We start from the raw sequence: 21,952 nt of genomic DNA on the forward strand, positions 1-21,952 counted from the left end.
AAGAGGCGCAAGCCGATCCTTGTGCCGTAGATAGTCCGATGAAAGCTGAACCGATATGACCAAACTTGCCCCGCCGCCCCATGGGCCCGAGCATGAGATCAAGCTTCGCGACGCGCTGGAAGAGCGCTATCTCGCCTATGCGCTCTCGACCATCATGCATCGCGCGCTGCCCGATGTGCGCGACGGGCTGAAGCCGGTCCACCGCCGTGTCCTCTATGCGATGCGTCAGCTCAAGCTCGATCCGGGCTCGGGCTTCAAGAAGTCGGCGCGCGTGGTCGGCGATGTCATCGGCCGCTATCACCCGCATGGCGATCAATCCGTCTATGACGCGCTGGTGCGTCTCGCGCAGGATTTCTCCGTGCGCTATCCGCTCGTCGACGGTCAGGGAAATTTCGGCAACGTCGATGGCGATAACGCGGCGGCGATGCGCTACACCGAAGCGCGGCTCACCGACGTCGCGGCGCTCCTGCTCGACGAGATGGACGACGACACCGTCGATTTCCGCGAGACTTATGACGGCGAGGACAGGGAGCCGGTGGTGTTGCCCGGCGCCTTCCCGAACCTGCTTGCGAATGGCGCTTCCGGTATCGCGGTCGGCATGGCGACATCGATCCCGCCGCACAATGCGGCCGAGCTTTGCGACGCGGCGCTCCATCTCATCAAGCACCCCAACGCGCGGACGGACAAGCTCGTCGAATTCGTGCAAGGTCCCGATTTCCCGACCGGCGGCATTATCGTTGAGAGCCGCGAGGCCATTGCGGAGGCCTATGCGACCGGCCGCGGCGGTTTCCGTGTTCGCGCGCGCTGGGTGCGCGAGGAGCTGCCGCGCGGGCTCTGGCAGATCGTCGTCACCGAAATTCCCTATCAGGTGCAGAAGTCGAAGCTCATCGAGAAGATTGCCGAGCTTCTGATGGCGAAGAAGCTGCCGCTGCTCGACGATGTGCGCGACGAATCCGCCGAAGAGATCCGGCTCGTTCTCGTGCCGAAGAGCAAGACCGTCGATCCCGAGCATCTGATGGAGTCGCTTTTCCGCGCAAGCGATCTGGAGAGCCGTTTCCCGCTCAATCTGAACGTGCTTTCCGCCGAGCAGGTGCCGGGTGTCATGTCGCTGCGCGATGCGCTTCAGGCATGGCTCGACCATCGCAAGGTCGTTCTCATCCGGCGCTCGAACTTCCGCCTGCAGAAGATCGCCAAGCGGCTCGAGGTTCTCGACGGCTACCTCATCGCCTATCTCAATCTCGACGAGGTGATCCGCATCATCCGCGAGGAGGATGAGCCGAAGGCCGAGCTGATGCGCGTCTTCAAACTCACCGACAATCAGGCGGAAGCGATCCTCAACATGCGCCTCAGGAGCTTGCGCAAGTTGGAGGAAATGGAAATCCGCGGCGAGCACAAGGAGCTGACCGCCGAGCAGAAATCGCTGAATGCGCTTCTCAAGTCCGAGCAGGCGCAATGGGCGAAGGTCGGCGACGAAATCAGGGAGGTGAAGGCGAAATACGGTCCAAAGACCGAGCTTGGCCGCCGCCGCACCACCTTTGCGGATGCACCCGCCATCGAGTTCGTGCCGCCGGAAGCAATGATCGAGCGCGAGCCCGTCACCATCGTCTGTTCGGCCAAGGGCTGGATTCGCTCGATGAAGGGCCATCTCGCGCCGGATGCCGAGATCAAATACAAGGAAGGCGATGGCGAGCGTTTCGTGCTTCACGCCGAGACGACCGACAAGCTGATCCTTTTTGCGACCGATGGCCGCTTCTACACGCTCGCCGCCGACAAGCTGCCGGGCGGGCGCGGACATGGCGAGCCCGTGCGGCTGCTCATCGACATGGAGGAGGGCCGCGAGATCGTGCAGATCTTCGTGCATGAGCCCGGACGCAAGCTGCTCGTCGCCTCGCTTGAGGGCAATGGCTTCATCGTGCCGGAGGACGAGGTCGTGGCGATGCGGCGCGCGGGCAAGCAGGTGCTCAATGTTTCGGGCGCCGACGAGGCGGTCGCCTGCGCGGTGGTGCAGGGCGATCATGTGGCCGTCATCGGCGAGAACAGGAAGCTGCTTCTCTTCCCCATTGCCGAGGTCAACGAGATGACGCGTGGCAAGGGCGTGCGACTGCAGAGCTACAAGGATGGCGGCCTCGACGACGTCAAATGCTTCCGGCTCAAGGACGGGCTCACCGTTTATGACCGTTCGGGGCGGGCGCGCCAGTTCGCCGATCTCAAGGATTGGGTCGGCAAGCGCGCTCAGGCGGGCCGCCTGCCGCCAAAGGGCTTCCCGTCAGGTCCGAAGTTCGGCGGCGCGTTCGGCGCGGCGTAGTAACACGCAAGCGGCCCCGGATGCCGGATCAGGTCCGGCATGACGCGCCTCGGGCAGACGTGGATGGCCCGGACGAGCCGGGCCATGACCTTTGAGGCAAGGATCGTTCAGCGATCTCTCAGCGTATGGTCACGGGCGCATTGGCCTCATGGCCCCAGTAGCGCACATAGATGCGGTATTCGCCGGGGCGCACGCGATTGGGATCGAGTTCGACGGGGAAGGATTCGTTCATCGCCCGATGGGCGTCGAGCGCGGTCGAGACGGTGACTTGCGTGCACGCGCCCTCGTCGGATTGCGATTGCACGAATTCGTTTTTGGAGTCGGTCAGGAACCAGCGGAAGATCTCGCATTGGTTGGGCGCGGTGAGCGCAATGCGTTCCTTGCTGTTGTTCTCGAGGCGCAGGTCGATATTCATCGGGATCGACTTTTCGCCGCTCGCCGCGTCGCGCTGGACCGCGCTGACGGTCAGCTTCACGGGCTCGTCCGGCTCGACCGCGCCCGTATAGAGAAAATAGGCGATGACGCCGACAATCGCGATCATCGCGACCGACATGTTGATCATGCGCTGTCCGAGTTCGGACGCGGGGCTCGGCGGTTTCAGTGCGGCCATGGCGGATCTCCGGTGGGGCGGGCTCAGGCAGGCACGCGCTGCCAGCCGTCCGCGCCCAGTGCTTCCTGCGGGCGGAAGCGGGTCTTGTAGGCCATTTTCCGGCAATCCGCGACCCAATAGCCGAGATAGACATAGGGCAGGCGCAGCTCTCTCGCGCGCCTGATGTGGTCGAGCACCATGAAGGTGCCAAGGCTGCGCTCCGCGAGCGAGGAATCGAAGAAGCTGTAGACCATCGAGAGCCCGTCCTCGAGCCGGTCGGTGAGGGCGGCGGCGATGAGCGGGCGGCCGCGCCCGTCGCCCGATGTAACGCGGTATTCGAAGACCGAGGTCATGACCGTCGTGTCCTCGATCATGGACACGTAGTCGAGCGCGCTCATATCGGCCATGCCGCCTTCGGCGTGGCGCTCGTCGAGATAGCTGCGCAGCAATGCGAATTGCTCTTCGGTCGCGCGGGCGGGCTTTTCGGTGCCCGTCACGTCCTCGTTGCGCGCAAGCACGCGGCGGAAGCTCTTGTTGGGCTCGAACTCGTCGACGAGGATGCGGACGGAGACGCAGGCCGAACAGCCGTCGCAGGCCGGGCGATAGGCGATGTTCTGGCTGCGCCGGAAGCCGGATTGCGTCAGCACGTCGTTGAGCGCGACGGCGTTTTCGCCGAGAAGGTGGGTAAAGACCTTCTTTTCGTAGCGCCCGGGCAGATAGGGGCAAGGCTGCGGCGCCGTGATGTAGAACTGCGGAAACCGGTTGCCGAAATGCTCTGTCACTGGTGCTCATCCATGCGAGGGTACCGGTGACAGGATAGGGCGGATGGGCCTTTCTGACGAGCTTTCTGTGGCCCCACGGGCTTCACGCTTGCTGGGCCTGAGTTACGCCCTGGCGGCGGACGACCACCGTGCCGCAGAGCATGTCGTGCAGGCCGCGCTTGCGCTCATTGAGGAATGGCACGATGAGCACAATCGCCCAGGTCACGCTCACGGTGACGTAGAAGAGGATCGTTTGCAGCGCCGCCTGGAGGTAGCCGGGCCGGTATCCGTCCCATGTTCTCAGTTCGATGCCCTGCCAGCGCATGCCGGGCGTTGCCGAATGCGGCCCGCCAAGGGTCAGAACGAAATAACCGAGACAGATGAGCGGCCAGAGCGCGGCGCCCGGCCAGAGCAGGCCGAGAGTGAGAATGCCGAGAATGACGAAAACGATCATTGCGGCAAGGCCGATGACCGAAAGGATCAGCAGGTCCGCGATATAGGCGAGCGCCCGGCTGAGAATGACCCCGTCAAAAGCGCCCTGCGGCCAGGAATAGGCGCTGCTGCCGCTCGTCGCAGGTCCGCTGCGGATCAGGCCGTTTTCCTCGCTCATCGGGCTCCCTCATCCTTCCCAATAATCACTCGCTGTCTGGTGAAATAGGAAGGGCCGAGAGGCTTCGCAAGCGGGGAAAGCCCGATTGTCAGGGTTTGAAGCCGGGCGGCACCGGCGGCGCTTCGCGCAGCAGAACGATGGAGAGGCGCCGGTTCGCCGCCATGCGCGGGTCCTCGGGGAAGAGCGGCTCGGAATCGGCCTTGCCGACAACCTGATAGATGCGGTCGTCCGGAAGCCCCAGCGAGCCGATGATGCGGCGGGCTGCGTTGGCGCGGTCGGCGGTCAGTTCCCAGTTTGTATATCCGGCCGTGCCCCTGAGGGGCGCGGAATCCGTGTGCCCTGAAATGCTGACGCGGTTCGGCAGCTTCATCAGCACCCTGGCCACCGCCTCGATGAGGTGGCGCGTGCGCTCATAAGGTTCGGCGCGGCCGGAGGGGAACATGGAGCGGCCGTCCTGATCGACGATCTGGATGCGCAGCCCCTCGGGCGTTTCGTCGATGATGACATTCTTCGAGAGTTCGGCGAGTTCGGGGCTGTTCTGCATCGCCTGTCGCAGGCTTTCAGCGGCGCTGCGGAAGTTCTGATCGTCCTGCGAAATGGCTCCGATGGCGGTCGCGTTCGTCGCGGCCGATGTCATCGTCGCCTTCGCGGCGTTTGTCGATTCGCGATTGCCATTGGAGGCGGCCGCGGTGCGCTGGTCGTTCGTCTCCGGGCTCTTCGGCGCGGCCGGCGTCGAGATCGTCATGACGACGCGCGGCGTGGTCCCCGGCATGCGCGAGCCCTGCGAATCGAAGGCGGTGCCTCCCATCACGCCGCCCGAGCCGCTCGTCGAGCGGCTGACATTGGCCGGCGCGAAGTAATCGGCCAGTCCCTGCTTCTGCTCCGGCGTCGTCATGCTGATGAGCCACATGAGCAGGAAGAAGGCCATCATGGCGGTCACGAAGTCGGCATAGGCGATCTTCCAGGCGCCGCCGTGATGGGCGTGGACGACCTTCTTCACCTTCTTGAGGATGATCGGGCGTTCGTTGGACGTGGCCATGCTCGACCCTCCGTTGCGACGTCAGGCTGCGGCGGGCTGAAGGTTTGCGGTGGATTGCTCCACTTCCGCGAATGTCGGGCGCACCTCGGACATGAGCGCCTTGCGGGCGAATTCGATCGAAACGGCGGGCGCGTAGCCGGCCATATGCGCAAGGAGGCCCGCCTTCATCGACAGGTAATATTTGGACTCGGCTTCGTAGATGTTGCGCAGCGACTGGGCCATGGGGCCGAAGAAGCCATAGGCGCAGAAGACGCCGAGAAAGGTTCCCACAAGGGCGCCGCCGATGAGGTGGCCCAGCACTTCCGGCGGCTGGTCGATCGAGCCCATGGTCTTGATGACGCCGAGCACGGCGGCGACGATGCCGAGGGCCGGCGTGCCGTCGGCGAGCGCCTGAATGCTGGCGACGATCCGCTCGCGCTCCTGATGGTGCGTTTCCAGCTCTTCATCCATCAGCGCTTCGAGTTCATGGGCGTTTTCGGTGCCCATGGTGATCATGCGCAGGTAGTCGCACATGAATTCGACGGCGTGGTGATCGGCGGAGAAGTTCGGGAACTGCTGGAAAATTGAAGATTCGGAAGGGTTCTCGACATGTGCCTCGAGGGCGAGGTTGCCCTTGCTCTTGGCGAGCTTGAAGAGGGTGAACTGGAGGCCGAGAAGTTCCAGATAGGCCGCCTTGTCGTAGCGGGGCCCGCGAAAGAGGGTCTTGAAGGTGCTGCCGATCTTCTTCAGCACGGCGGGCGGATTGCCGATGACATAGGCGCCGACGGCCGATCCCAGGATGATCAGGGCCTCAAATGGCTGAAACAGCACGGCAAGATGGGCGCCCATGGCGGCATAGCCACCGAAAACGCTCAGCAAAACCACGAGAGTGCCGACGATCAGGCGCATTTGCGTCCGTTACTTTCTTCCAGAAATCCCCACATTCGGGAGCGCGGGCCATCCCGTGGGGGCCATTCTGGTCGGACGCCTCTTAACAGGCGGTTTAACATGTCGGATTTGCACAAAAAACACAGGATTTGCGCGGCTCGCAGGTTGCGCGGGTCCCAGCCCTTTGCTTAAACGAAATCGAGTGCCGCTCCCCGCGGTGCCTGCTGAGAGGGAGCGGCAAATCCATCATGACCCACGACACCCGTAAATTTCGTAACGCCCTTGGCTGCTTCACCACGGGCGTGGCCGTCGTCACCACGCAGGTCGAGGGCAAGGAGCCGATCGGGGTCACGATCAACTCGTTCGCGTCGGTCTCGCTCGAGCCGCCGCTCGTGCTCTGGAGCCTGGACAAGAAGTCGGACACGCTGCCGGTCTTCAATGCGGCCAAGGCTTTCACGATCAATATCCTGCGCGAGGACCACAGGGAGCTGTCCTCCCGCCTGGCGCGTCAGGGCGACCACAGCCTAGCGGGCCTGCCCGTGCGCCCCGGTGCCAGCAATGGCTGCCCGGCGCTCGAAGACGCGCTCGCCCATTTCGAATGCGAGGTCGAGGCGCGGCATGAAGCGGGCGATCACATCATCATGATCGGCCGCGTGCTCCACTTCGAATATTCCGAGGACGGACGGCCGCTGCTCTATCATCGCGGCAGCTACAGGGGACTTGCCGAGGGCAATCCCTAAACCGGCCCGGCCTGTCCGGCGGCCGCCCTCAGGCGGTCCTCTTCCTCGACCGACAGCAGATTGGCGCGCATCAGCGTCAGACATTCCAGCATCGCCAGATAATCGGCTTCGCGGATGCCGTCGATCGAGGCGTTGTGAATATCCGCGTAATGCGCCATGCCGCGATGCTTGTGGGCGTGGAGGAGTTCGGTCAGGTAGATGCATTTGGCGCGCTTGTCGCGCGGATGCGACCGCCGCTCGACGAGCCCCAGCGCTTCAAGTTCGCTCACATAGATCCCGATCGAGACCTTGTGTATCTGAAGCTCGTTCGCAAGCTCCGTCTGCGTGCGCCCGTCATGCTGGAGGAGCGCGGTGATGATGCGTGTCTGGTTGCGGGTGAGGCCGCTGCGCCGGTCATAGACGGTGGCGAGAAGCGTGCCGACTTCGGTGATGAGGTTCAGGAAATATTGCGGCGAGAAACGTTCGTCGGGCGCTTCGCGTTCGACAGCCTTCGCTGCACCTGCCTGTTTCGCCTTCGCCATGTGATCCCCCTCAGACGACGCACACGCGGCGACACGATGTGTCATTCCTTCAAATTTGGCCGCGAATGCCGACTTGACGCCTGCCAGCCCGGATGATTTCGTAACTAAGATTTACTAAAAAGGCGCCCGGCGGTCATTGAAATTCGCATCGGCCGGGAATGTATACGCCATTCGGGGAGAATCGGGAGATGGCAGAAGATTCGGCGGTTCAGGCCGTGGCCAATGCGGCCGGTGCGGCGCAGACGGCGGGCGATGCGATCGCGCAGGCTGCCGCGGCGGGCGCGGCAGAGCCCTGGTATGCGCTTGGGCCCCTGATCGACAAGGGCGGCCCCATCGTCGCCCTGCTGCTGGTCCTCTCGGTCATTTCGGCGGCGATCATTCTCCTCAAGGTCTTTCAATACTGGAGCGCCGGCCTTTCGAGGCGCGGCTTCATCGAGCCCGCGGTCGAGCGCATCGAGGCGGGCGATCCGGAAGGCGCGCTCAAGGTGCTCGGCAAGCATCGCACGCCGGTTGCGCGCGCCATGGCGGCGGGCATTCGCGCCAAGGTGCGCGGCGACTTGCGCGACGAGGACGTCGCCGCCGAGATCCAGCGCGTCGGCGCGGTCGAACTCGGCGCGCTGCAAAGCTATTTCCGCTGGCTCGAAGTCATCGGCAACATCTCGCCGCTGCTCGGCCTGCTCGGCACCGTCATCGGCATGATCCAGGCCTTCCAGAAGCTCGAACTGGGCGGCAGCAATGTCGATCCGGCGCAGCTTTCCGGCGGCATCTGGACGGCGCTGCTGACGACGGCCGTCGGCCTCGTCGTCGCGCTTCCCGCCGTGACCGCGCTCAATCTCTTCGAGGGGCGGGTCGATCAGGTGCGTCTCGTCATGCGCGATGCGTCCGCGCGTGTGATCGCCGGACTTCATGCGCGCCAGAGCGGCGTGCGCTCGAAAGCCGCCGAGTAGCGCCGGAAGGGGCGAGCGTTCATGTTCGACGAGCCCATCAGGCGACGGCGCGTTTTCAGCCTCACACCGTTGATCGACGTCGTTTTTCAGCTCCTGATCTTCTTCATGCTGTCGGTGACGTTCCTGCAGACGCAGACGCTCACCGTCTCGACGCCCGCGCAGAGCAGCGGCGCCGCGCCGCTTGATGCGAATGTCGTCGAGATCTGGCTCTATGCCGATGGCGCGATCAGGGTCGCGGAAAAACCCGTCGCGCCCGCGGGGCTCAATGAGGCTGTCAGGAGCGCCATTGGCGGGCGGGGCGACATGACGGTTTCGATCCTCGCGCAGCGCGGCGCGCGCACACAGGCGCTTGTCAGCGCGATCGAGGCGGCGCGGCTTGGCGGGGCGAAGGATGTCGGCACCGCGCGGGTGGAGAATTTCACGCCATGATCGAGTTCGACGAACCGCTGCCGCGCCGGCCCTATGAATCGATCGTGCCGCTCATCAATGTCGTCTTCCTGCTGCTCATTTTCTTCCTGCTCGCAGGCACGATGGGGCCTTCCGAAACGGTCAAGGTGAACCTGCCCGTGGGCACGCTCGACGACAAGAACAAGCGCCAGCCCGCCATGATCTATATGGAGCAGGACGGCTTCATGTGGCTCGGCAAGACATTCGTCGCGCCGGAAGCGGCAGGCTTCATGGTCAGGGACTTCATCCGGGACGCGGGAACGGACCGCGTCGCCGTGAAGGTCGATGAGGCGGCGCCCGCCGATGCGCTGCTTACGCTGATGGAGGTTTTGCGGATCGCGGATGTGAAGGAAGTCACCATTCTCACGGAGCGCGCGCGGTGAGCATGGCCCTCGACAGCGCCTCGTTCGATGAGCCGGCCGTGCGGACGCCGCGTCTGTGGCTCTTCATCGCGGTTTCGATCGCGATTCATCTCGCGCTCTTCCTGTTCGGCCTCGTCAGTGGCGGTATTTTCGGCGGGCCGGGACCGGGCGGCGGCGACGCGGTGACGTTCCGTCTGGCGGCGGGCGGCGGGCATGATCGTTTCGCCGCGCCGGTATCCGGCCATGCGAAGCCAACGCCGCGGCCGAAGCGCGTCGAAAAGCCGAAACCCAAACCCGAGCCGAAACCGGAAACGGTGGTTCGCAAGAAGCAGGGCGAGGCGCCGAAGCCGCTCGTGGCGGAGCCCGAAGAGCAAGCCGAGGCGAGCGCGGAAGAGGCAGGCGCGGCCGGCGGCGGCCTTCCCGGCGGGCAAGGTCAGGGCGCGGGCGGCGATGCGGAGGAAACCATCCTCAACCGCAAGGGGACGTTGCTCTCGGGCGGCGAGATCACCTCGCGGATGGGCGGGCGCACCTTCCATCTCGAAATGGGCCGCATCGACGTCGAAGGCGGTAACAGGCTCATCAACACTGTGATCGCCCTCAACCCCGATGGCACATCGGAAGTCACCCTCACGCGCTATTTCTACCAGACCTATCACTCGCAATATTCATCGACGAGAAGCGCCACCGGCACGGGGCGCTGGTGGATCGAGGGCAATCGCTGGTGCCACCAGTCGAGCATCATCAATTACGGCACCAAGGACTGCTACAACATCACCGTCGATGGCCCGACCGTGCGCCTCTATTACGCGCGCTGCAACCTCGAATCCTCTCAACTCTGCAAGACGGGCCGCATCGCGGGCGAGGGCAACGTCAAATAATCAGACTGCGGAGCGACATGCGCCGATTTTACACGCTGGCGCCACCCTGCTAGAAAATCGTCTCCACAGCAATTCAGGGACAGGCGAGGCGACGATGGCGAGAGTGGCGTTTCTCGGGCTCGGTGTCATGGGCTTTCCGATGGCCGGGCATCTCAAGAAGGCGGGGCATGAAGTCACCGTCTATAATCGCACATCGGCAAAGGCCGAGGCGTGGGTCCGCGAATATGGCGGACGCTCGGCGCCGACGCCGGGCGGCGCGGCGCAGGGCGCGGAGATCGTCTTCGCCTGTGTCGGGAACGACGCCGATGTGCGCGAGGTGACGCTTGGTTCGGGCGGCGCCTTCGCCAGCATGGAACGCAGCGCCGTTTTCGTCGATCACACCACGGCGTCCGCCTCTCTCGCGCGGGAACTCGACGCGGCAGCGCGGGAGCGTGGGCTCGGCTTCGTCGATGCGCCCGTTTCCGGCGGGCAGGCGGGAGCGGAGAAGGGCATTCTCACGGTGATGGCAGGCGGCGAGGAGGCGGCCTATCGCGTGGCGGAGCCGGTGATCGGCGTCTATGCCCGCGCCGTGCGGCTGATGGGGCCTGCGGGCTCGGGCCAGCTCACCAAGATGGTGAACCAGATTTGCATCGCGGGGCTGGTGCAGGCGCTGGCCGAGGGGCTCGAATTCGCGAAAAAGGCCGGGCTCGACGCGGCGGCGGTCATCGACGTGATTTCCAAAGGCGCGGCGCAATCCTGGCAGATGGAAAATCGCTACAGGACCATGATCGATGGCGCTTTCGATCATGGATTCGCCGTCGACTGGATGCGGAAGGATCTCGGCATCTGCCTCGACGAGGCGAGGGCGAATGGCGCGCATCTGCCGGTGACGGCGCTGGTGGACCAGTTCTATTCCGAAGTGCAGGCCATGGGCGGGGGGCGCTGGGACACGTCGAGCCTCATCGCGCGCTTGCAGCGAGGCGCCGGAACGTGAAGTAAACCCGGGCGCGTCTCCACGCCCGGGTTTTTCTTCGCCTTTCAGGGGCCGATCTTCTCAGAAGTTTGCCGCCAGAGTGAGGAAGGGTCCGTGGATGAAATAGTCGGACTTGCCGACATTCATGCCGTAGCCGTTGTTATCCGTGATGGCGACATTGACCGACGACCAGTACTGGAACTGATAGCCGAGAACGAGCTTCGTATTCCCGACAACGTTCACCGAGGCTTGCGTCCCGGTCGCTCCAGCGATAGCCGGCCAGTGCCTGGCCGAGCCAGCCGTCGCCGGGCGCGGTTCGGGCGGTTTCATGGGGCACGGCCGGTCCGAACAGCTGCCAGTCCTTCGGCATTGCATCGACGAGGTAGGAGCCCGTCAGCGAGATGAAATAGCCGGATGCGGGTGTCTGATCTTCAGTGCTTGCACTCGCGATTCCGATGCAGCTCACCATCGCCACGATCGATGCCGAAGCCAATAGCCATGCCTTGTTCACAGATTGATACCTTTGTGATTGTAAAGAAAAGACCGTCTGCCCGGCCCGTTATGAAAAGAGGGAGGTCAGCGGGGAAAGCAATGGAGAACGGGGAGGTATGTATCCCTCGCCGATGAACTTGCCCGATGCCCTGCCGCACTGTCAGACTATGGGTGAAATCCGACGGAGCGTTGCAGCGACGTCGTGTCTGGCATGGTGAAGCTTGTGGTCAAAGAAGCCCGCTTCTCTTCCGTCGCCGAGGTGATCGAGCGGCTGAACCCCTCCTATCCGGTGTTCATGGTCTTCCCGGGGATTCTCAAGGATCGCGCGCGTGCCTTCCTTTCCGGTTTTCCGGGCACGGTGCTCTATGCCGTCAAATGCAATCCGGACCCGCATGTGCTGCGCGCGCTTCACGAGGCGGGCATCCGGCATTTCGATACGGCCTCGTTGCCCGAGATCGCGAAGATCAACGAACTCTTTGCCGATGCACATTGCTATTTCAACCATCCGGTGAAGAGCAGGGGCGCGCTCGAATCCGCGTCCGATGTCTATGGGCTCGCGGACTATGTCGTCGATCACATGGCCGAACTCGACAAGCTCTGCGAAGTCGTGGGCACGGACATAACGGTCGAGGTGCGGATCGCCACGGAGCATGGCAGGGCGGTCTATGATCTCTCCTCGAAATTCGGCGCGAGGCACCGCGATGCGGTGGCGCTGCTCAAGGAGGCGAACCGGCGCGGCACGCGTACGGCGGTGGCCTTCCATGTCGGCAGCCAGTGTCCCGATCCGGACGCCTACAGGCTTGCCATGATCGATGCGGCGGCGATCATCCGCGAGGCAGGCGTGCCGGTCGAGTATCTCGATATTGGCGGCGGCTTCCCTGTGGAATACGGCACGCCGGTGCCGCCCATCACAGCTTTCTTCGACGTCATCATAAGAGCGAGGGATGAGCTGGGGCTTTCCATGCCGCTCTTCGCCGAGCCCGGACGCGCGCTCAGCGCCGATGGCTGCTCGGTGCTTGCGCAGGTTCAGCTTCGCAAGGATGGCGATCTCTATATCAATGATGGCGTCTATGGCTGCCTTGCCGAAATCCAGCTTGGCGGCCAGAAGCCACCGCTGCGGGCGCTCCGCCTTGCCGGTGGAAAATGCGCGTCCGTTTCGGGCGCGACGCGGACCTTCCGCATCTTCGGTCCCACCTGCGACAGTCTCGACGTGTTCAAGGTCCAGTTCGAGTTGCCGGATGGGATCGAGGAGGGCGACTGGATCGAGTTCCGCCGCATGGGCGCCTACTCGATCGGGATGCAGACCGCCTTCAACGGATTTTTCACCGATACGGTCGTCGAGGTCGCGGGGCTGAACGACACCTGAAATTTTTCCCGGAATACATCCTCAGTTCACGGAGTGTTCTACTGCGCTCTGTTGATTTTCATGTTAACGATGATAACATGGGTTCGCGCGGACAAAGAAGGAACGCCATGAGGGCAAGGCTTCGTGGACAGAAGACGCATTACCATCACGGCGATCTGAAGCGCGCGCTTATGGATGCGGCGGCGACGCTGATCGACATACGCGGGCGCGACGCGCTCACGCTGCGGGAAGCGGCGCGGAGGGCAGGCGTCTCCGAGGCTGCGCCCTATCGTCATTTCGCCAATCTCGACGAGCTGTTGGGGGCAGTGGCGCTTGAAGGCTACGAGATGTTGATCACCGATCTCGAACATGCGGGCTCGGCGCGCGGCGTGCGCGACGCCTATCTCGCCTTTGCGGGCGATTTTCCCGGCCGCTATGCGCTGATGTTCGGTCCGCTCGCCGACAGGAAGGCGGCGGCGCGGCGCAGGGAAGAGGTCGAGCACGTCGCGGAATTGACGGAAGAGGCAGGCGGGCTCACCACGCTGCACGGCATGGCGTCGCTCAGGCTCGCGGGGCTTGCGGAGTAGCGGGGCTCAAAGCCCCTTCAGGAGCCGCGCGGCCGCGGGCGCGAAATAGGTGAGAATGCCGTCGGCACCGGCGCGCTTGAAGCTCAGCAGGCTTTCGAGGATGACGCGGTCGCGGTCGAGCCAGCCATTTCCGATGGCGCCTGCAAGCATCGCGTATTCGCCGGAGACCTGATAGGCGAAGGTCGGCAGGCCGAAGGCCTGCTTCACCCGGTAGAGCACGTCGAGATAGGGAAGGCCCGGCTTCACCATCACCATGTCGGCGCCCTCGGCGATGTCGAGCGCGACTTCGCGGAGCGCCTCGTCGCCATTCGCCGGATCCATCTGATAGGTGCGCTTGTCGCCCTTGAGCGCGCCGGACGAGCCGATGGCGTCGCGGAAGGGGCCATAGAAGGCGGAAGCGTATTTGGCCGCATAGGACATGATCTGCGTGTCCTTGTGGCCTGCTTCCTCCAGCGCGGCGCGTATGGCGCCCACCCGGCCGTCCATCATGTCGGATGGCGCGATGATGTCGCAGCCTGCCTCGACCTGAAGCAGCGACTGGCGAATGAGGATTTCGACCGTCTCGTCATTGAGGATGCGCTCGCCTTCCATCACGCCGTCATGGCCGTGGCTGGTAAAGGGATCGAGCGCCGCGTCGCAGAGGACGCCGAGGCCGGGAAACTCCTTCTTGATCGCGCGCGTCGCCTGGCAGACGAGATTATCCGGATCGGTTGCGAGAGAGCCGAGGGGGTCGCGCTTCTCCATCGGCGTATGCGGGAAAAGGGCGATGACGGGAATGTCGAGCGACACGGCCTCTCCCGCGGCGCGCACGGCCTCGTCGACCGAAAGCCGCTCGACGCCGGGCATGGAGGGAATGGCCTCGCGCTTGCCCTTGCCCTCGATGAGAAAGAGCGGCCAGATGAGATCGTTCGGCGAAAGGGAATTTTCGGCGATGAGCCTGCGCGACCAGTCGGCCTTGCGATTGCGGCGCATGCGGATGGCGGGAAAGGCGGGCGTGGGGCGTGGCTCGTTTGTCATGCGCCACTCATAACGCCTGCGGCCAGCCGGCGCAATGTGACGTTGCGCCGGGCGGATGCTCTCCTTTCCGCTGCGTTAGCCTTGCCCGCGTTGACAGGGGGTAGGGGCGTCATTATCACGGCCGGAGGCGCAGGGCCGCAGGAGGGAGATTGCGATGCAGTTCGGGCTTAGCGAGGACCAGCGGGCGTTTCAGGAGATGGCGCGGACATTCGCCGCCGAGGAACTGGCGCCCCATGCCGCCGAATGGGACCGGACGCATTTCTTTCCGGTGGAGACGCTGCGCAAGGCGGCGGCGCTCGGTCTCGCGGGCATTTATGTGAAGGAAGATGTCGGCGGATCAGGGCTCACAAGGCTCGATGCGGCGCTCGTCTTCGAGGCGCTGTCGGAAGGGTGCACGTCCACGGCGGCCTTCCTGTCGATCCACAACATGGCGTCGTGGATGATCGACACATTCGGGACCGAGCTTCAGCGCCATCGCTTCCTGCCGAAGCTGACGACGATGGAACTCATCGCGAGCTATTGCCTGACCGAGCCGTCGTCGGGCTCGGACGCCGCCTCGCTCCGCACGCGGGCGGTGAAAGACGGCGATTACTATGTGCTCAACGGCTCCAAGGCTTTCATTTCGGGCGGCGGAGTGTCGGACCTCTATGTCTGCATGGTGCGGACGGGCGAGGCGGGCGCGAAGGGCATTTCCTGCCTCATCGTCGAGAAGGGAACGCCGGGGCTCTCCTTCGGCGCGCCGGAGCGGAAGATGGGCTGGAACTCGCAACCCACCGCGCAGGTGATCTTCGAGGATTGCCGCGTGCCGGTCGCCAACCTCATCGGCAAGGAAGGCGAAGGCTTCAAGATCGCGATGATGGGCCTCGATGGCGGGCGGCTCAATATCGGCGCCTGCGCGCTCGGCACGGCGAAGGCGGCCTTCTCGCGCGCCAAAGCCTATCTCGGCGAGCGCCAGCAATTCGGAAAGCCGCTTTCGGCCTTTCAGGCGCTTCAGTTCAAGCTTGCGGACATGGCGACGGAGTTCGAGGCCGCGCGGCTTCTGCTCTTGCAGGCGGCCACCAAGGTCGATGAGAAAGCGCCGGATGCGACCATGCATGCCGCCATGGCGAAGCGCTATGCCACGGATGTGAGCTTCAAGGTGGTGAACGAGGCGCTGCAGATTCACGGCGGCTACGGTTATCTCAACGATTTCCCGCTGGAGCGGCATCTGCGCGATGTGCGCGTGCACCAGATTCTGGAAGGCACGAACGAGATCATGCGCGTCATCATCGCGCGCGAGTTGCTGAAGAGTTGAGCATGAGCGAAGAAGCCGAAGTCCTGTTCTCGCGCGAGGGCCGCGCGGGGATCATTACCCTCAATCGTCCCAAGGCGCTCAACGCGCTGACGCTCGGCATGGTGCGGCTCATCCATCCGCAGCTCACCGCCTGGGCCGCCGATCCCGAAATCGGGCTCGTCATCATCGAGGGCGCGGGCGACCGCGCCTTTTGCGCCGGTGGCGACATACGGGCGCTGCATGACTGGGGCAAGGCGGGCGACCCGCATGTAATCCGTTTCTATGCGGAGGAATATCGCCTCAACACCTTCATCAAGCGCTATCCGAAACCCTTCGTGTCGCTGATGGACGGCATCGATATGGGCGGCGGCGTCGGCCTGTCCGTTCACGGCTCGGTGCGCGTCGCGACGGAGCGGCTGACCTTCGCCATGCCCGAGACGGGGATCGGGCTTTTTCCCGATGTCGGCGGAACGTGGTTCCTGCCGCGCTGCCCCGGCGAGGTCGGCATGTTCCTCGCGCTCACGGGCGAGCGGCTCAAGGCGGCGGATGCGATTTATGCCGGGATTGCCGATGTCTTCGTTCCGAGCGACCGGCTCGGTGCGCTGAAGGAGCGTCTTGCGGCCGGCGAGACGATCGACGAGGTGCTGAAGGAACTTGCGGGCGATCCGGGCGAGCCGTCTCTGGCCAGGCAACGCGAAGCGATCGACCGGCATTTTGCGCGAGGCTCGGTCGCCGGGATCGTCGCCTCGCTCGAGGCCGATGGCGGCGAGTGGGCGGCGAAGGTGCGCTCGACGCTCGCGACGAAATCGCCGACGAGCCTCCTCGTCACCTATCGCCAGATCCGCGAAGGCGCGAAGCTCTCCTTCGAGGAGTGCATGAAGCTCGAGTTCCGGCTGACCAATCGCTTCATGCGGGGGCACGACTTCTATGAGGGCGTGCGGGCGATCATCATCGACAAGGACCAGACGCCGGTCTGGAAGCCGGCCGCGCTCGGCGAGGTCGGCGCGGAGGCCGTCGATGCCTATTTCGCATCGCTGGGCGACGATGAGCTGACGTTCGTCTGAGTTAAGGAAAATTGAACGCCGTGTCTCCTTCCGGGTGACAAAGCTTCAATTTGTATCGGGTTTAAGCAGTCGTTAGGCACATGCGGCTATTCTCTCATGCGGTGGGAGTCCAGGAGCGACTCCAGCCGGTGTTCGCTGAAGTTGAGAGGCTAGATCATGTCTATGATGACGACGCAGGCTAATGTTGTGGTTGCCCGGGACGACCAGGCAGCAGCTAAGCCGTCATATCTGGAAGCGCTGACCTATGTCGAGCGTCTGCATCGCCGGCTTCTCGACGTGATCAAGGACGAACTCGACCGCCTCAACTGCTCGGAGATCAACAGCGTTCAGGCGCTGCTGCTCTTCAATATCGGCGATGCGGAAATGACCGCAGGCGAACTTCGCACGCGCGGCCACTATCTCGGCTCGAACGTCTCCTACAATCTCAAGAAGCTCGTCGAGGCCGGCTATATCAGCCATCAGCGTTCGCGGCTTGATCGCCGCTCGGTCAGGGTGCGCCTCACGGAAAAGGGCCACGACATCTGCCGGGCGATCGACGAGCTTTACAACAAGCATTGCCGCTCCATCGCCGAGGTCGGCGACATCAGCATCGAGGAGCTGAAGCTCATCAATGCGACGCTGAACAAGCTCGAGCGCTTCTGGACCGACCAGATCCGCTATCGCCTCTGAGCCCCAAGGCCCCTTCCATACCGCACCCGTCCTGTCCTGCGCGCGGACTGCATGCTTATTGCAGTCTGGTAGAGATCAGGCGTTAACCTGTCCCGAAGCCGGACGAAGCGCCGGAGACAGGGTTAATTCTGATCGGGCCGTGCCGGGTTGGGGCGTATTTTGGCGAAATCGAACGGACTTCGTGTTGCGGGGCTGTTGCTTCAGGCTGTGATCGCCTGCGGGCTGGCATGGCCTGCTCATGCCTCGTCCCGCGCCGCCCCCCGCGATACGCAATGGATCGACCCCTGGTCGCTCCAGTCCGATAGCGAGGTGGCGCCCGCCGCAAGCTCGGCCGTGCCAACGCTCGGCGCGGACGGGCTTTCGCGTTTCGGCGAAGCCATCGCGCGCTACAGGCGCATCGAGGCGCGCGGCGGCTGGCCGCGCATTCCCGAAGGCGAGCTTCTCGAAAAGGGCGTTCGCGATCCGCGCGTGGCGCTGCTCCGCGCGCGCCTTGCCGCGACCGGGGACATGGCGCAAACGGCAGGCGGCGATGCGCAGCTTTTCGATCAGGCTGTGGCCGATGGCGTCCGAAAATTTCAGACGCGGCTCGGCATGCGGGCGGACGGCACGGTCGGGCGCGCGACCATCGCGGCGCTCAACGTGCCGGTTGGAACGCGCATCCACCAGCTTGAAATCAACATGCGGCGGATCGGCAACGCCGCGCAGGAACTTCCGTCTCGCTATGTGTTCGTGAACATTGCCGGCCAGCAGGTCGAGGCGGTGGAGGGGGGCAGGGTTTCGCTCCGCAAGCGCGTGATCGTCGGCAAGGAAGATCGTCAGACACCGGAACATACGAGCCGCATCGGTTCCGTCACGCTCAATCCCTATTGGAACGTGCCGCAGTCGATCGCGATGAAGGACCTTCTGCCGAAGATCAGGTCGAATCCGGGCTTCCTCGACCGCATGGGCATTCGCGTGCTGCGCGGAGACGGAAGCGAGGTCGATGCGGCAACCGTCGACTGGCGCGACCCCGGCGTCGTTGCTAAATACCGGCTGCGCCAGGATCCGAGCAAGTACAATTCGCTCGGAACGGTGCGGATCAATTTTCCGAACCCCTATGCCGTCTATCTGCACGATACGCCGGTGAGGACGCTTTTCAGCCGCAACGACAGGAGCTTCAGCTCGGGCTGCGTGCGGGTGGAGGATATTCGCGACCTCGCGTCCTGGCTCCTTCGCGATGCGGGCTGGACGCGAGCGCGTATCGACAGGGCCATCGCCGATGGTGAGCACACGGACGTGCCTCTCGCCCGGCCCATGCCGATCTACATGATCTATCTCACCGCCTGGGTAGGCGAGGATGGCACGGTCAGTTTCCGCGACGATGTCTATGGCCGCGACGGCAAGCTCTCGGCCGCCTTTCCCGGCCGCTGAATTCGATTAGACTTTCCGGAATTGTGCCTGAGCGAAAAGGGGGAGAGCGACACCATGCCGTCACCGCGTCCGGCCAGATTTCCGTATCTCGAACATGAGGGCATATTGGCATTTGCCCATCGCGGCGGGGCGAATGACTGGCCTGAGAATACCATGCCTGCCTTTCAGGGGGCGGTCGATCTCGGCTACCGCTATCTCGAGACGGATGTTCATGCGACACGCGACGGGGTGCTGCTCGCCTTCCATGACGATCATCTCGACCGGGTGACCGATCGCACGGGCATGATCGCGGAGATGGATTTCGAGGAGGTGCGGAAGGCGCGCGTCGCCGGCCGGGAGCCGATCCCGAGGCTCGAGGAGCTGCTTCTCGCCTGGCCGGAAATCAGGATCAACATCGACCCGAAGCGCGACAATGCGGTGGGGCCGCTCATCCGGGTTCTGCGTTCCTCGGGGGCGATCGATCGCGTCTGCGTCACTTCCTTTTCGGGGCCGCGCACGGCCGCCATGCGCGAGGCGCTGGGGCCACGTCTTTGCACCGGGCTCGGTCCGGCGGGTACGACGCGGCTTCGCCTGTCGAGCTGGCTCGGGCCCATGGGCGGGCTCTGCGGCGGCTTCGTCGAGGGCTGCGCGCAGATACCCGTTTCGCAATACGGGATAAGGCTCATCGACCGGGCGCTGATCGGGCGCGCCCATGAGGCGGGGCTGCAAGTCCATGTCTGGACCATCGACGATCCGGCAGAAATGAACCGCCTCATCGACGTCGGGGTCGACGGGCTCATGACCGACCAGCCGGCGGTCCTGAAGGCCGTTCTCATGCAAAGAGGGCTCTGGAGTTCCTAATAACCCTGATGCATGTGCATGAATTTAATGCGACAATTCGCGGTAACAAAGCTCTGCCGCCTGCGGCTATTGTGTGTTAATTGAAACTTGTGATGCCGCAAGGAGCTGCGGAGCGCGCCGCCCGGCATGGCACCACCACCAATGCTGAATGGGAACGCGGCCATGGATTATCAGTCGAAGCTCAGTGATGCGCTGCGGTCCGTGAAGGATGAAGGCCGATACAGGGTCTTCGTGGACATTCTGCGACATCGCGGCGATTTTCCACGCGCCACGTTTCACACGCCGGAAGGCACGCGCGAGATCATCGTCTGGTGCTCGAACGACTATCTCGGCATGGGCCAGCATCCGGACGTTCTCGCGGCCATGCACCGCGCCATCGACGAGGTTGGCGCAGGGGCAGGGGGCACGCGCAATATTTCCGGCACCACGCGCTATCACGTCGAACTCGAGCACGAGCTTGCCGATCTGCACCAGAAGGAAGCGGCGCTTCTTTTCACATCGGGCTATGCGGCGAATGATGCGACGCTGTCCACGCTCGCGCGGCTCTTCGGCAATTGCGTCATCATCTCGGACGAGATGAACCACGCCTCGATGATCGAGGGGATCAGGCGGGGCGGCGGACCGAAGCGCTTGTGGAAGCACAATGATCTCGTGCATCTCGAGCAGCTGCTGAAGGAACTCGACCCGGAACAGCCGAAGATCGTCGCCTTCGAGTCCGTCTATTCGATGGATGGCGATATTTCGCCCATCGGCGAGATCTGCGACCTGGCACGTCAATATGGCGCGCTGACCTATCTCGACGAGGTTCATGCCGTCGGGCTTTACGGACCTCGCGGCGGCGGCATCGCCGAGCGGGACGGCGTGCTCGACAAGGTCGATATCATCGAAGGAACGCTCGCCAAGGGCTTCGGCGTCATGGGCGGCTATATCGCCGGTTCGGCGACGCTGATCGACGTCGTGCGCTCCTATGCGCCGGGTTTCATCTTCTCGACCTCGCTGGCGCCGGTTCTCGTCGCGGGCGTGCTCGCCGCTGTCCGTCACCTGAAGGCGAGCAATGTCGAAAGGGAGCTGCATCAGGAACGCGCCCGCACGCTGCGGCGCATGATGGCCGATGCGGGCCTTCCGGTGATGATGTGCGAGAGCCATATCGTGCCCGTGATGGTCGGCGACCCTGTCGTCTGCAAGCAGGTAAGCGACGATCTGCTTCAGGATCACGGCATCTATGTGCAGCCCATCAACTACCCCACCGTGCCGCGCGGCACGGAGCGTCTGCGTTTCACGCCTTGCCCGGTTCACACGGACGAGATGATGAGAGATCTGGTGAAGGCTCTCGATTCCGTCTGGACGCAGCGGAACATAAGGCGTGCCGCGTAACGGCGACAGCGGCAATCCGCCATCGGCCGCCTCCGGGGCAGGCGGCCGCCGCGAGGTCATCTTTGAATTCTCGCCGATCGGCGGCAGCGTGAAGGTGACGGCGGTCGATGTTGCGACGGGAACGGAGGTTTCCGTGGTCGGCCCCGCGACGGCATCCCAGAACGAGCTGGAGCGCATCGCCCTGCAAAAACTGCGTTATCGGCTGGGGCGGGACGCCGAAGGGCAGCCGCCACGCCGGATAGAGCCGCCCAAGGATGGCGGGACGGGCGGTGGCATCCTCGTTTGAGAATGATTATTTCTTGCGACGGCCGCGCTGCGTGCTGGGGCTGGTGCGGCCGAGCCCGATCTGCTTGGCGAGGCGGGAGCGCTGCGCGGCATAGTTGGGCGCAACCATCGGATAGTCGACGGGCAGCCCCCAGCGGGCGCGATATTCCTCCGGCGACAAACCGAACTGCGAGCGCAGATAGCGCTTGAGCATTTTCAGTTTCTTGCCGTCTTCCAGACAGATGATGTGATCGGGCGTTACCGACTTCTTGATCGGCACGGCCGGGGTCAGTTCCTGGGCGGCAGCGGCGCTGTCCCCGCTGCGCTCGAGCTCGGCAAGCGTGCCGTGGACAGTCCGGATCATCCCGGGCAGATCCGTGGCCGCTACGGCATTTTTACTCACATAGGCGGAAACGATATCGCTGGCCAGGCGAAGTAGTCCTGGCATTGTGCCATCAGTCTTGTTCTTGGTATCGCTCATTGCCGATAACACCTTTTTGCCGCACGGCAATCGCCGCTAAACGAATCTCTGTGCCTAGAATATGGATACTTATCTAGCGCGTTAAGTCTGTGGGGATCAAGCTGTGCAGTCGGCGTTT

25 protein-coding genes are annotated in these 21,952 nt (G+C 63.8%); 16 read left to right on the forward strand and 9 right to left on the reverse strand.

The window, feature by feature from the left end; translation table 11 throughout:
* Positions 1–55: 55 nt before the first annotated feature.
* Entirely contained in the window at positions 56–2,305 is a 2,250-nt protein-coding gene (gene parC, locus PKA57_RS02230) for a DNA topoisomerase IV subunit A (protein WP_324297300.1), read from the forward strand.
* Between the two features lie 118 nt (positions 2,306–2,423).
* Here the strand turns inward: parC and PKA57_RS02235 are convergent, their stop codons facing one another.
* The 5 genes from PKA57_RS02235 to motA all read right to left on the reverse strand — a co-directional run bounded on the left by PKA57_RS02235 (position 2,424) and on the right by motA (position 6,192).
* A complete protein-coding gene (locus tag PKA57_RS02235; RefSeq protein ID WP_324297301.1) occupies positions 2,424–2,915 on the reverse strand; it encodes a BsuPI-related putative proteinase inhibitor in 492 nt (163 codons plus the stop codon).
* 23 nt (positions 2,916–2,938) lie between these two features.
* Complete coding sequence (locus tag PKA57_RS02240) at positions 2,939–3,676, reverse strand: arginyltransferase (protein ID WP_324297302.1); 738 nt, start codon at positions 3,674–3,676, stop codon at positions 2,939–2,941.
* An 82-nt stretch (positions 3,677–3,758) separates the two neighbouring features.
* Positions 3,759–4,265, reverse strand: a complete 507-nt coding sequence (locus PKA57_RS02245; protein WP_324297303.1) for an RDD family protein — start codon at positions 4,263–4,265, stop codon at positions 3,759–3,761.
* Positions 4,266–4,353: 88 nt separating this feature from the next.
* Entirely contained in the window at positions 4,354–5,304 is a 951-nt protein-coding gene (locus PKA57_RS02250) for a flagellar motor protein MotB (RefSeq protein ID WP_324297304.1), read from the reverse strand.
* 21 nt (positions 5,305–5,325) lie between these two features.
* Complete coding sequence (gene motA / locus PKA57_RS02255) at positions 5,326–6,192, reverse strand: flagellar motor stator protein MotA (RefSeq protein WP_324297305.1); 867 nt, start codon at positions 6,190–6,192, stop codon at positions 5,326–5,328.
* A 227-nt stretch (positions 6,193–6,419) separates the two neighbouring features.
* On the opposite strand from motA, the gene PKA57_RS02260 reads away from it, so the two are divergent.
* Complete coding sequence (locus PKA57_RS02260; RefSeq protein ID WP_324297306.1) at positions 6,420–6,911, forward strand: flavin reductase family protein; 492 nt, start codon at positions 6,420–6,422, stop codon at positions 6,909–6,911.
* On the opposite strand, the gene PKA57_RS02265 is transcribed toward PKA57_RS02260, so the two are convergent.
* Complete coding sequence (locus tag PKA57_RS02265; protein ID WP_324297307.1) at positions 6,908–7,432, reverse strand: MarR family transcriptional regulator; 525 nt, start codon at positions 7,430–7,432, stop codon at positions 6,908–6,910. The two genes, PKA57_RS02260 and PKA57_RS02265, sit on opposite strands and share 4 nt — an antisense overlap.
* A gap of 188 nt (positions 7,433–7,620) precedes the next feature.
* Here PKA57_RS02265 and PKA57_RS02270 point away from each other — a divergent pair, with 188 nt between their 5' ends.
* From PKA57_RS02270 to PKA57_RS02290, 5 genes are all read left to right on the forward strand, one after another.
* Positions 7,621–8,379 carry a MotA/TolQ/ExbB proton channel family protein gene (locus tag PKA57_RS02270; protein WP_324297308.1) on the forward strand — a complete coding sequence of 253 codons (759 nt, stop codon included), beginning with the start codon at positions 7,621–7,623 and terminating at the stop codon, positions 8,377–8,379.
* A gap of 21 nt (positions 8,380–8,400) precedes the next feature.
* On the forward strand, positions 8,401–8,808 hold the full coding sequence (locus PKA57_RS02275) for a biopolymer transporter ExbD (protein WP_324297309.1): 408 nt from the start codon (positions 8,401–8,403) through the stop codon (positions 8,806–8,808).
* Complete coding sequence (locus PKA57_RS02280; protein WP_324297310.1) at positions 8,805–9,209, forward strand: biopolymer transporter ExbD; 405 nt, start codon at positions 8,805–8,807, stop codon at positions 9,207–9,209. Before PKA57_RS02275 ends, PKA57_RS02280 begins: the two co-directional genes overlap by 4 nt.
* On the forward strand, positions 9,206–10,066 hold the full coding sequence (locus tag PKA57_RS02285; protein ID WP_324297311.1) for a hypothetical protein: 861 nt from the start codon (positions 9,206–9,208) through the stop codon (positions 10,064–10,066). The genes PKA57_RS02280 and PKA57_RS02285 overlap by 4 nt, the downstream gene beginning before the upstream one ends.
* A gap of 94 nt (positions 10,067–10,160) precedes the next feature.
* Positions 10,161–11,039, forward strand: a complete 879-nt coding sequence (locus PKA57_RS02290; RefSeq protein ID WP_324297312.1) for an NAD(P)-dependent oxidoreductase — start codon at positions 10,161–10,163, stop codon at positions 11,037–11,039.
* 60 nt (positions 11,040–11,099) lie between these two features.
* Here PKA57_RS02290 and PKA57_RS02295 read toward each other — a convergent pair whose 3' ends face one another.
* Positions 11,100–11,261 carry a hypothetical protein gene (locus PKA57_RS02295; RefSeq protein WP_324297313.1) on the reverse strand — a complete coding sequence of 54 codons (162 nt, stop codon included), beginning with the start codon at positions 11,259–11,261 and terminating at the stop codon, positions 11,100–11,102.
* 472 nt (positions 11,262–11,733) lie between these two features.
* On the opposite strand from PKA57_RS02295, the gene PKA57_RS02300 reads away from it, so the two are divergent.
* Together PKA57_RS02300 and PKA57_RS02305 are read left to right on the forward strand one after the other, a co-directional pair.
* The gene (locus PKA57_RS02300; RefSeq protein WP_324297314.1) at positions 11,734–12,876 is read left to right on the forward strand and encodes a type III PLP-dependent enzyme; all 1,143 of its coding nucleotides are present in this window, start codon (positions 11,734–11,736) and stop codon (positions 12,874–12,876) included.
* 107 nt (positions 12,877–12,983) lie between these two features.
* Positions 12,984–13,442, forward strand: coding sequence for a helix-turn-helix domain-containing protein (locus tag PKA57_RS02305; RefSeq protein WP_324297315.1), 459 nt, complete (start codon positions 12,984–12,986; stop codon positions 13,440–13,442).
* Between the two features lie 6 nt (positions 13,443–13,448).
* Here the strand turns inward: PKA57_RS02305 and hemB are convergent, their stop codons facing one another.
* Positions 13,449–14,459, reverse strand: a complete 1,011-nt coding sequence (hemB, locus tag PKA57_RS02310) for a porphobilinogen synthase (RefSeq protein WP_324297316.1) — start codon at positions 14,457–14,459, stop codon at positions 13,449–13,451.
* 154 nt (positions 14,460–14,613) lie between these two features.
* Between hemB and PKA57_RS02315 the strand changes: the two genes are divergently transcribed.
* The 7 genes from PKA57_RS02315 (at position 14,614) to PKA57_RS02345 (ending at position 21,375) form a co-directional block, all read left to right on the forward strand.
* Positions 14,614–15,753, forward strand: a complete 1,140-nt coding sequence (locus PKA57_RS02315) for an acyl-CoA dehydrogenase family protein (RefSeq protein WP_324297317.1) — start codon at positions 14,614–14,616, stop codon at positions 15,751–15,753.
* A 2-nt stretch (positions 15,754–15,755) separates the two neighbouring features.
* Positions 15,756–16,796 carry an enoyl-CoA hydratase/isomerase family protein gene (locus PKA57_RS02320; protein ID WP_324297318.1) on the forward strand — a complete coding sequence of 347 codons (1,041 nt, stop codon included), beginning with the start codon at positions 15,756–15,758 and terminating at the stop codon, positions 16,794–16,796.
* 162 nt (positions 16,797–16,958) lie between these two features.
* The gene (locus PKA57_RS02325) at positions 16,959–17,465 is read left to right on the forward strand and encodes a winged helix DNA-binding protein (RefSeq protein WP_324297439.1); all 507 of its coding nucleotides are present in this window, start codon (positions 16,959–16,961) and stop codon (positions 17,463–17,465) included.
* A gap of 195 nt (positions 17,466–17,660) precedes the next feature.
* Positions 17,661–18,875: a L,D-transpeptidase family protein gene (locus PKA57_RS02330; RefSeq protein WP_324297319.1), complete on the forward strand. Its 1,215-nt coding sequence runs from the start codon at positions 17,661–17,663 to the stop codon at positions 18,873–18,875.
* A gap of 54 nt (positions 18,876–18,929) precedes the next feature.
* Entirely contained in the window at positions 18,930–19,715 is a 786-nt protein-coding gene (locus tag PKA57_RS02335; protein WP_324297320.1) for a glycerophosphodiester phosphodiesterase, read from the forward strand.
* Between the two features lie 162 nt (positions 19,716–19,877).
* Entirely contained in the window at positions 19,878–21,089 is a 1,212-nt protein-coding gene (gene hemA / locus PKA57_RS02340) for a 5-aminolevulinate synthase (RefSeq protein WP_324297321.1), read from the forward strand.
* The gene (locus tag PKA57_RS02345; RefSeq protein ID WP_324297322.1) at positions 21,079–21,375 is read left to right on the forward strand and encodes a hypothetical protein; all 297 of its coding nucleotides are present in this window, start codon (positions 21,079–21,081) and stop codon (positions 21,373–21,375) included. Before hemA ends, PKA57_RS02345 begins: the two co-directional genes overlap by 11 nt.
* Before the next feature lie 6 nt (positions 21,376–21,381).
* Here PKA57_RS02345 and PKA57_RS02350 read toward each other — a convergent pair whose 3' ends face one another.
* Entirely contained in the window at positions 21,382–21,834 is a 453-nt protein-coding gene (locus PKA57_RS02350) for a MucR family transcriptional regulator (protein WP_324297323.1), read from the reverse strand.
* Positions 21,835–21,952 lie beyond the last annotated feature (118 nt).

This window comes from Parvibaculum sp. (assembly GCF_035325945.1).
Lineage (GTDB): Bacteria > Pseudomonadota > Alphaproteobacteria > Parvibaculales > Parvibaculaceae > Parvibaculum.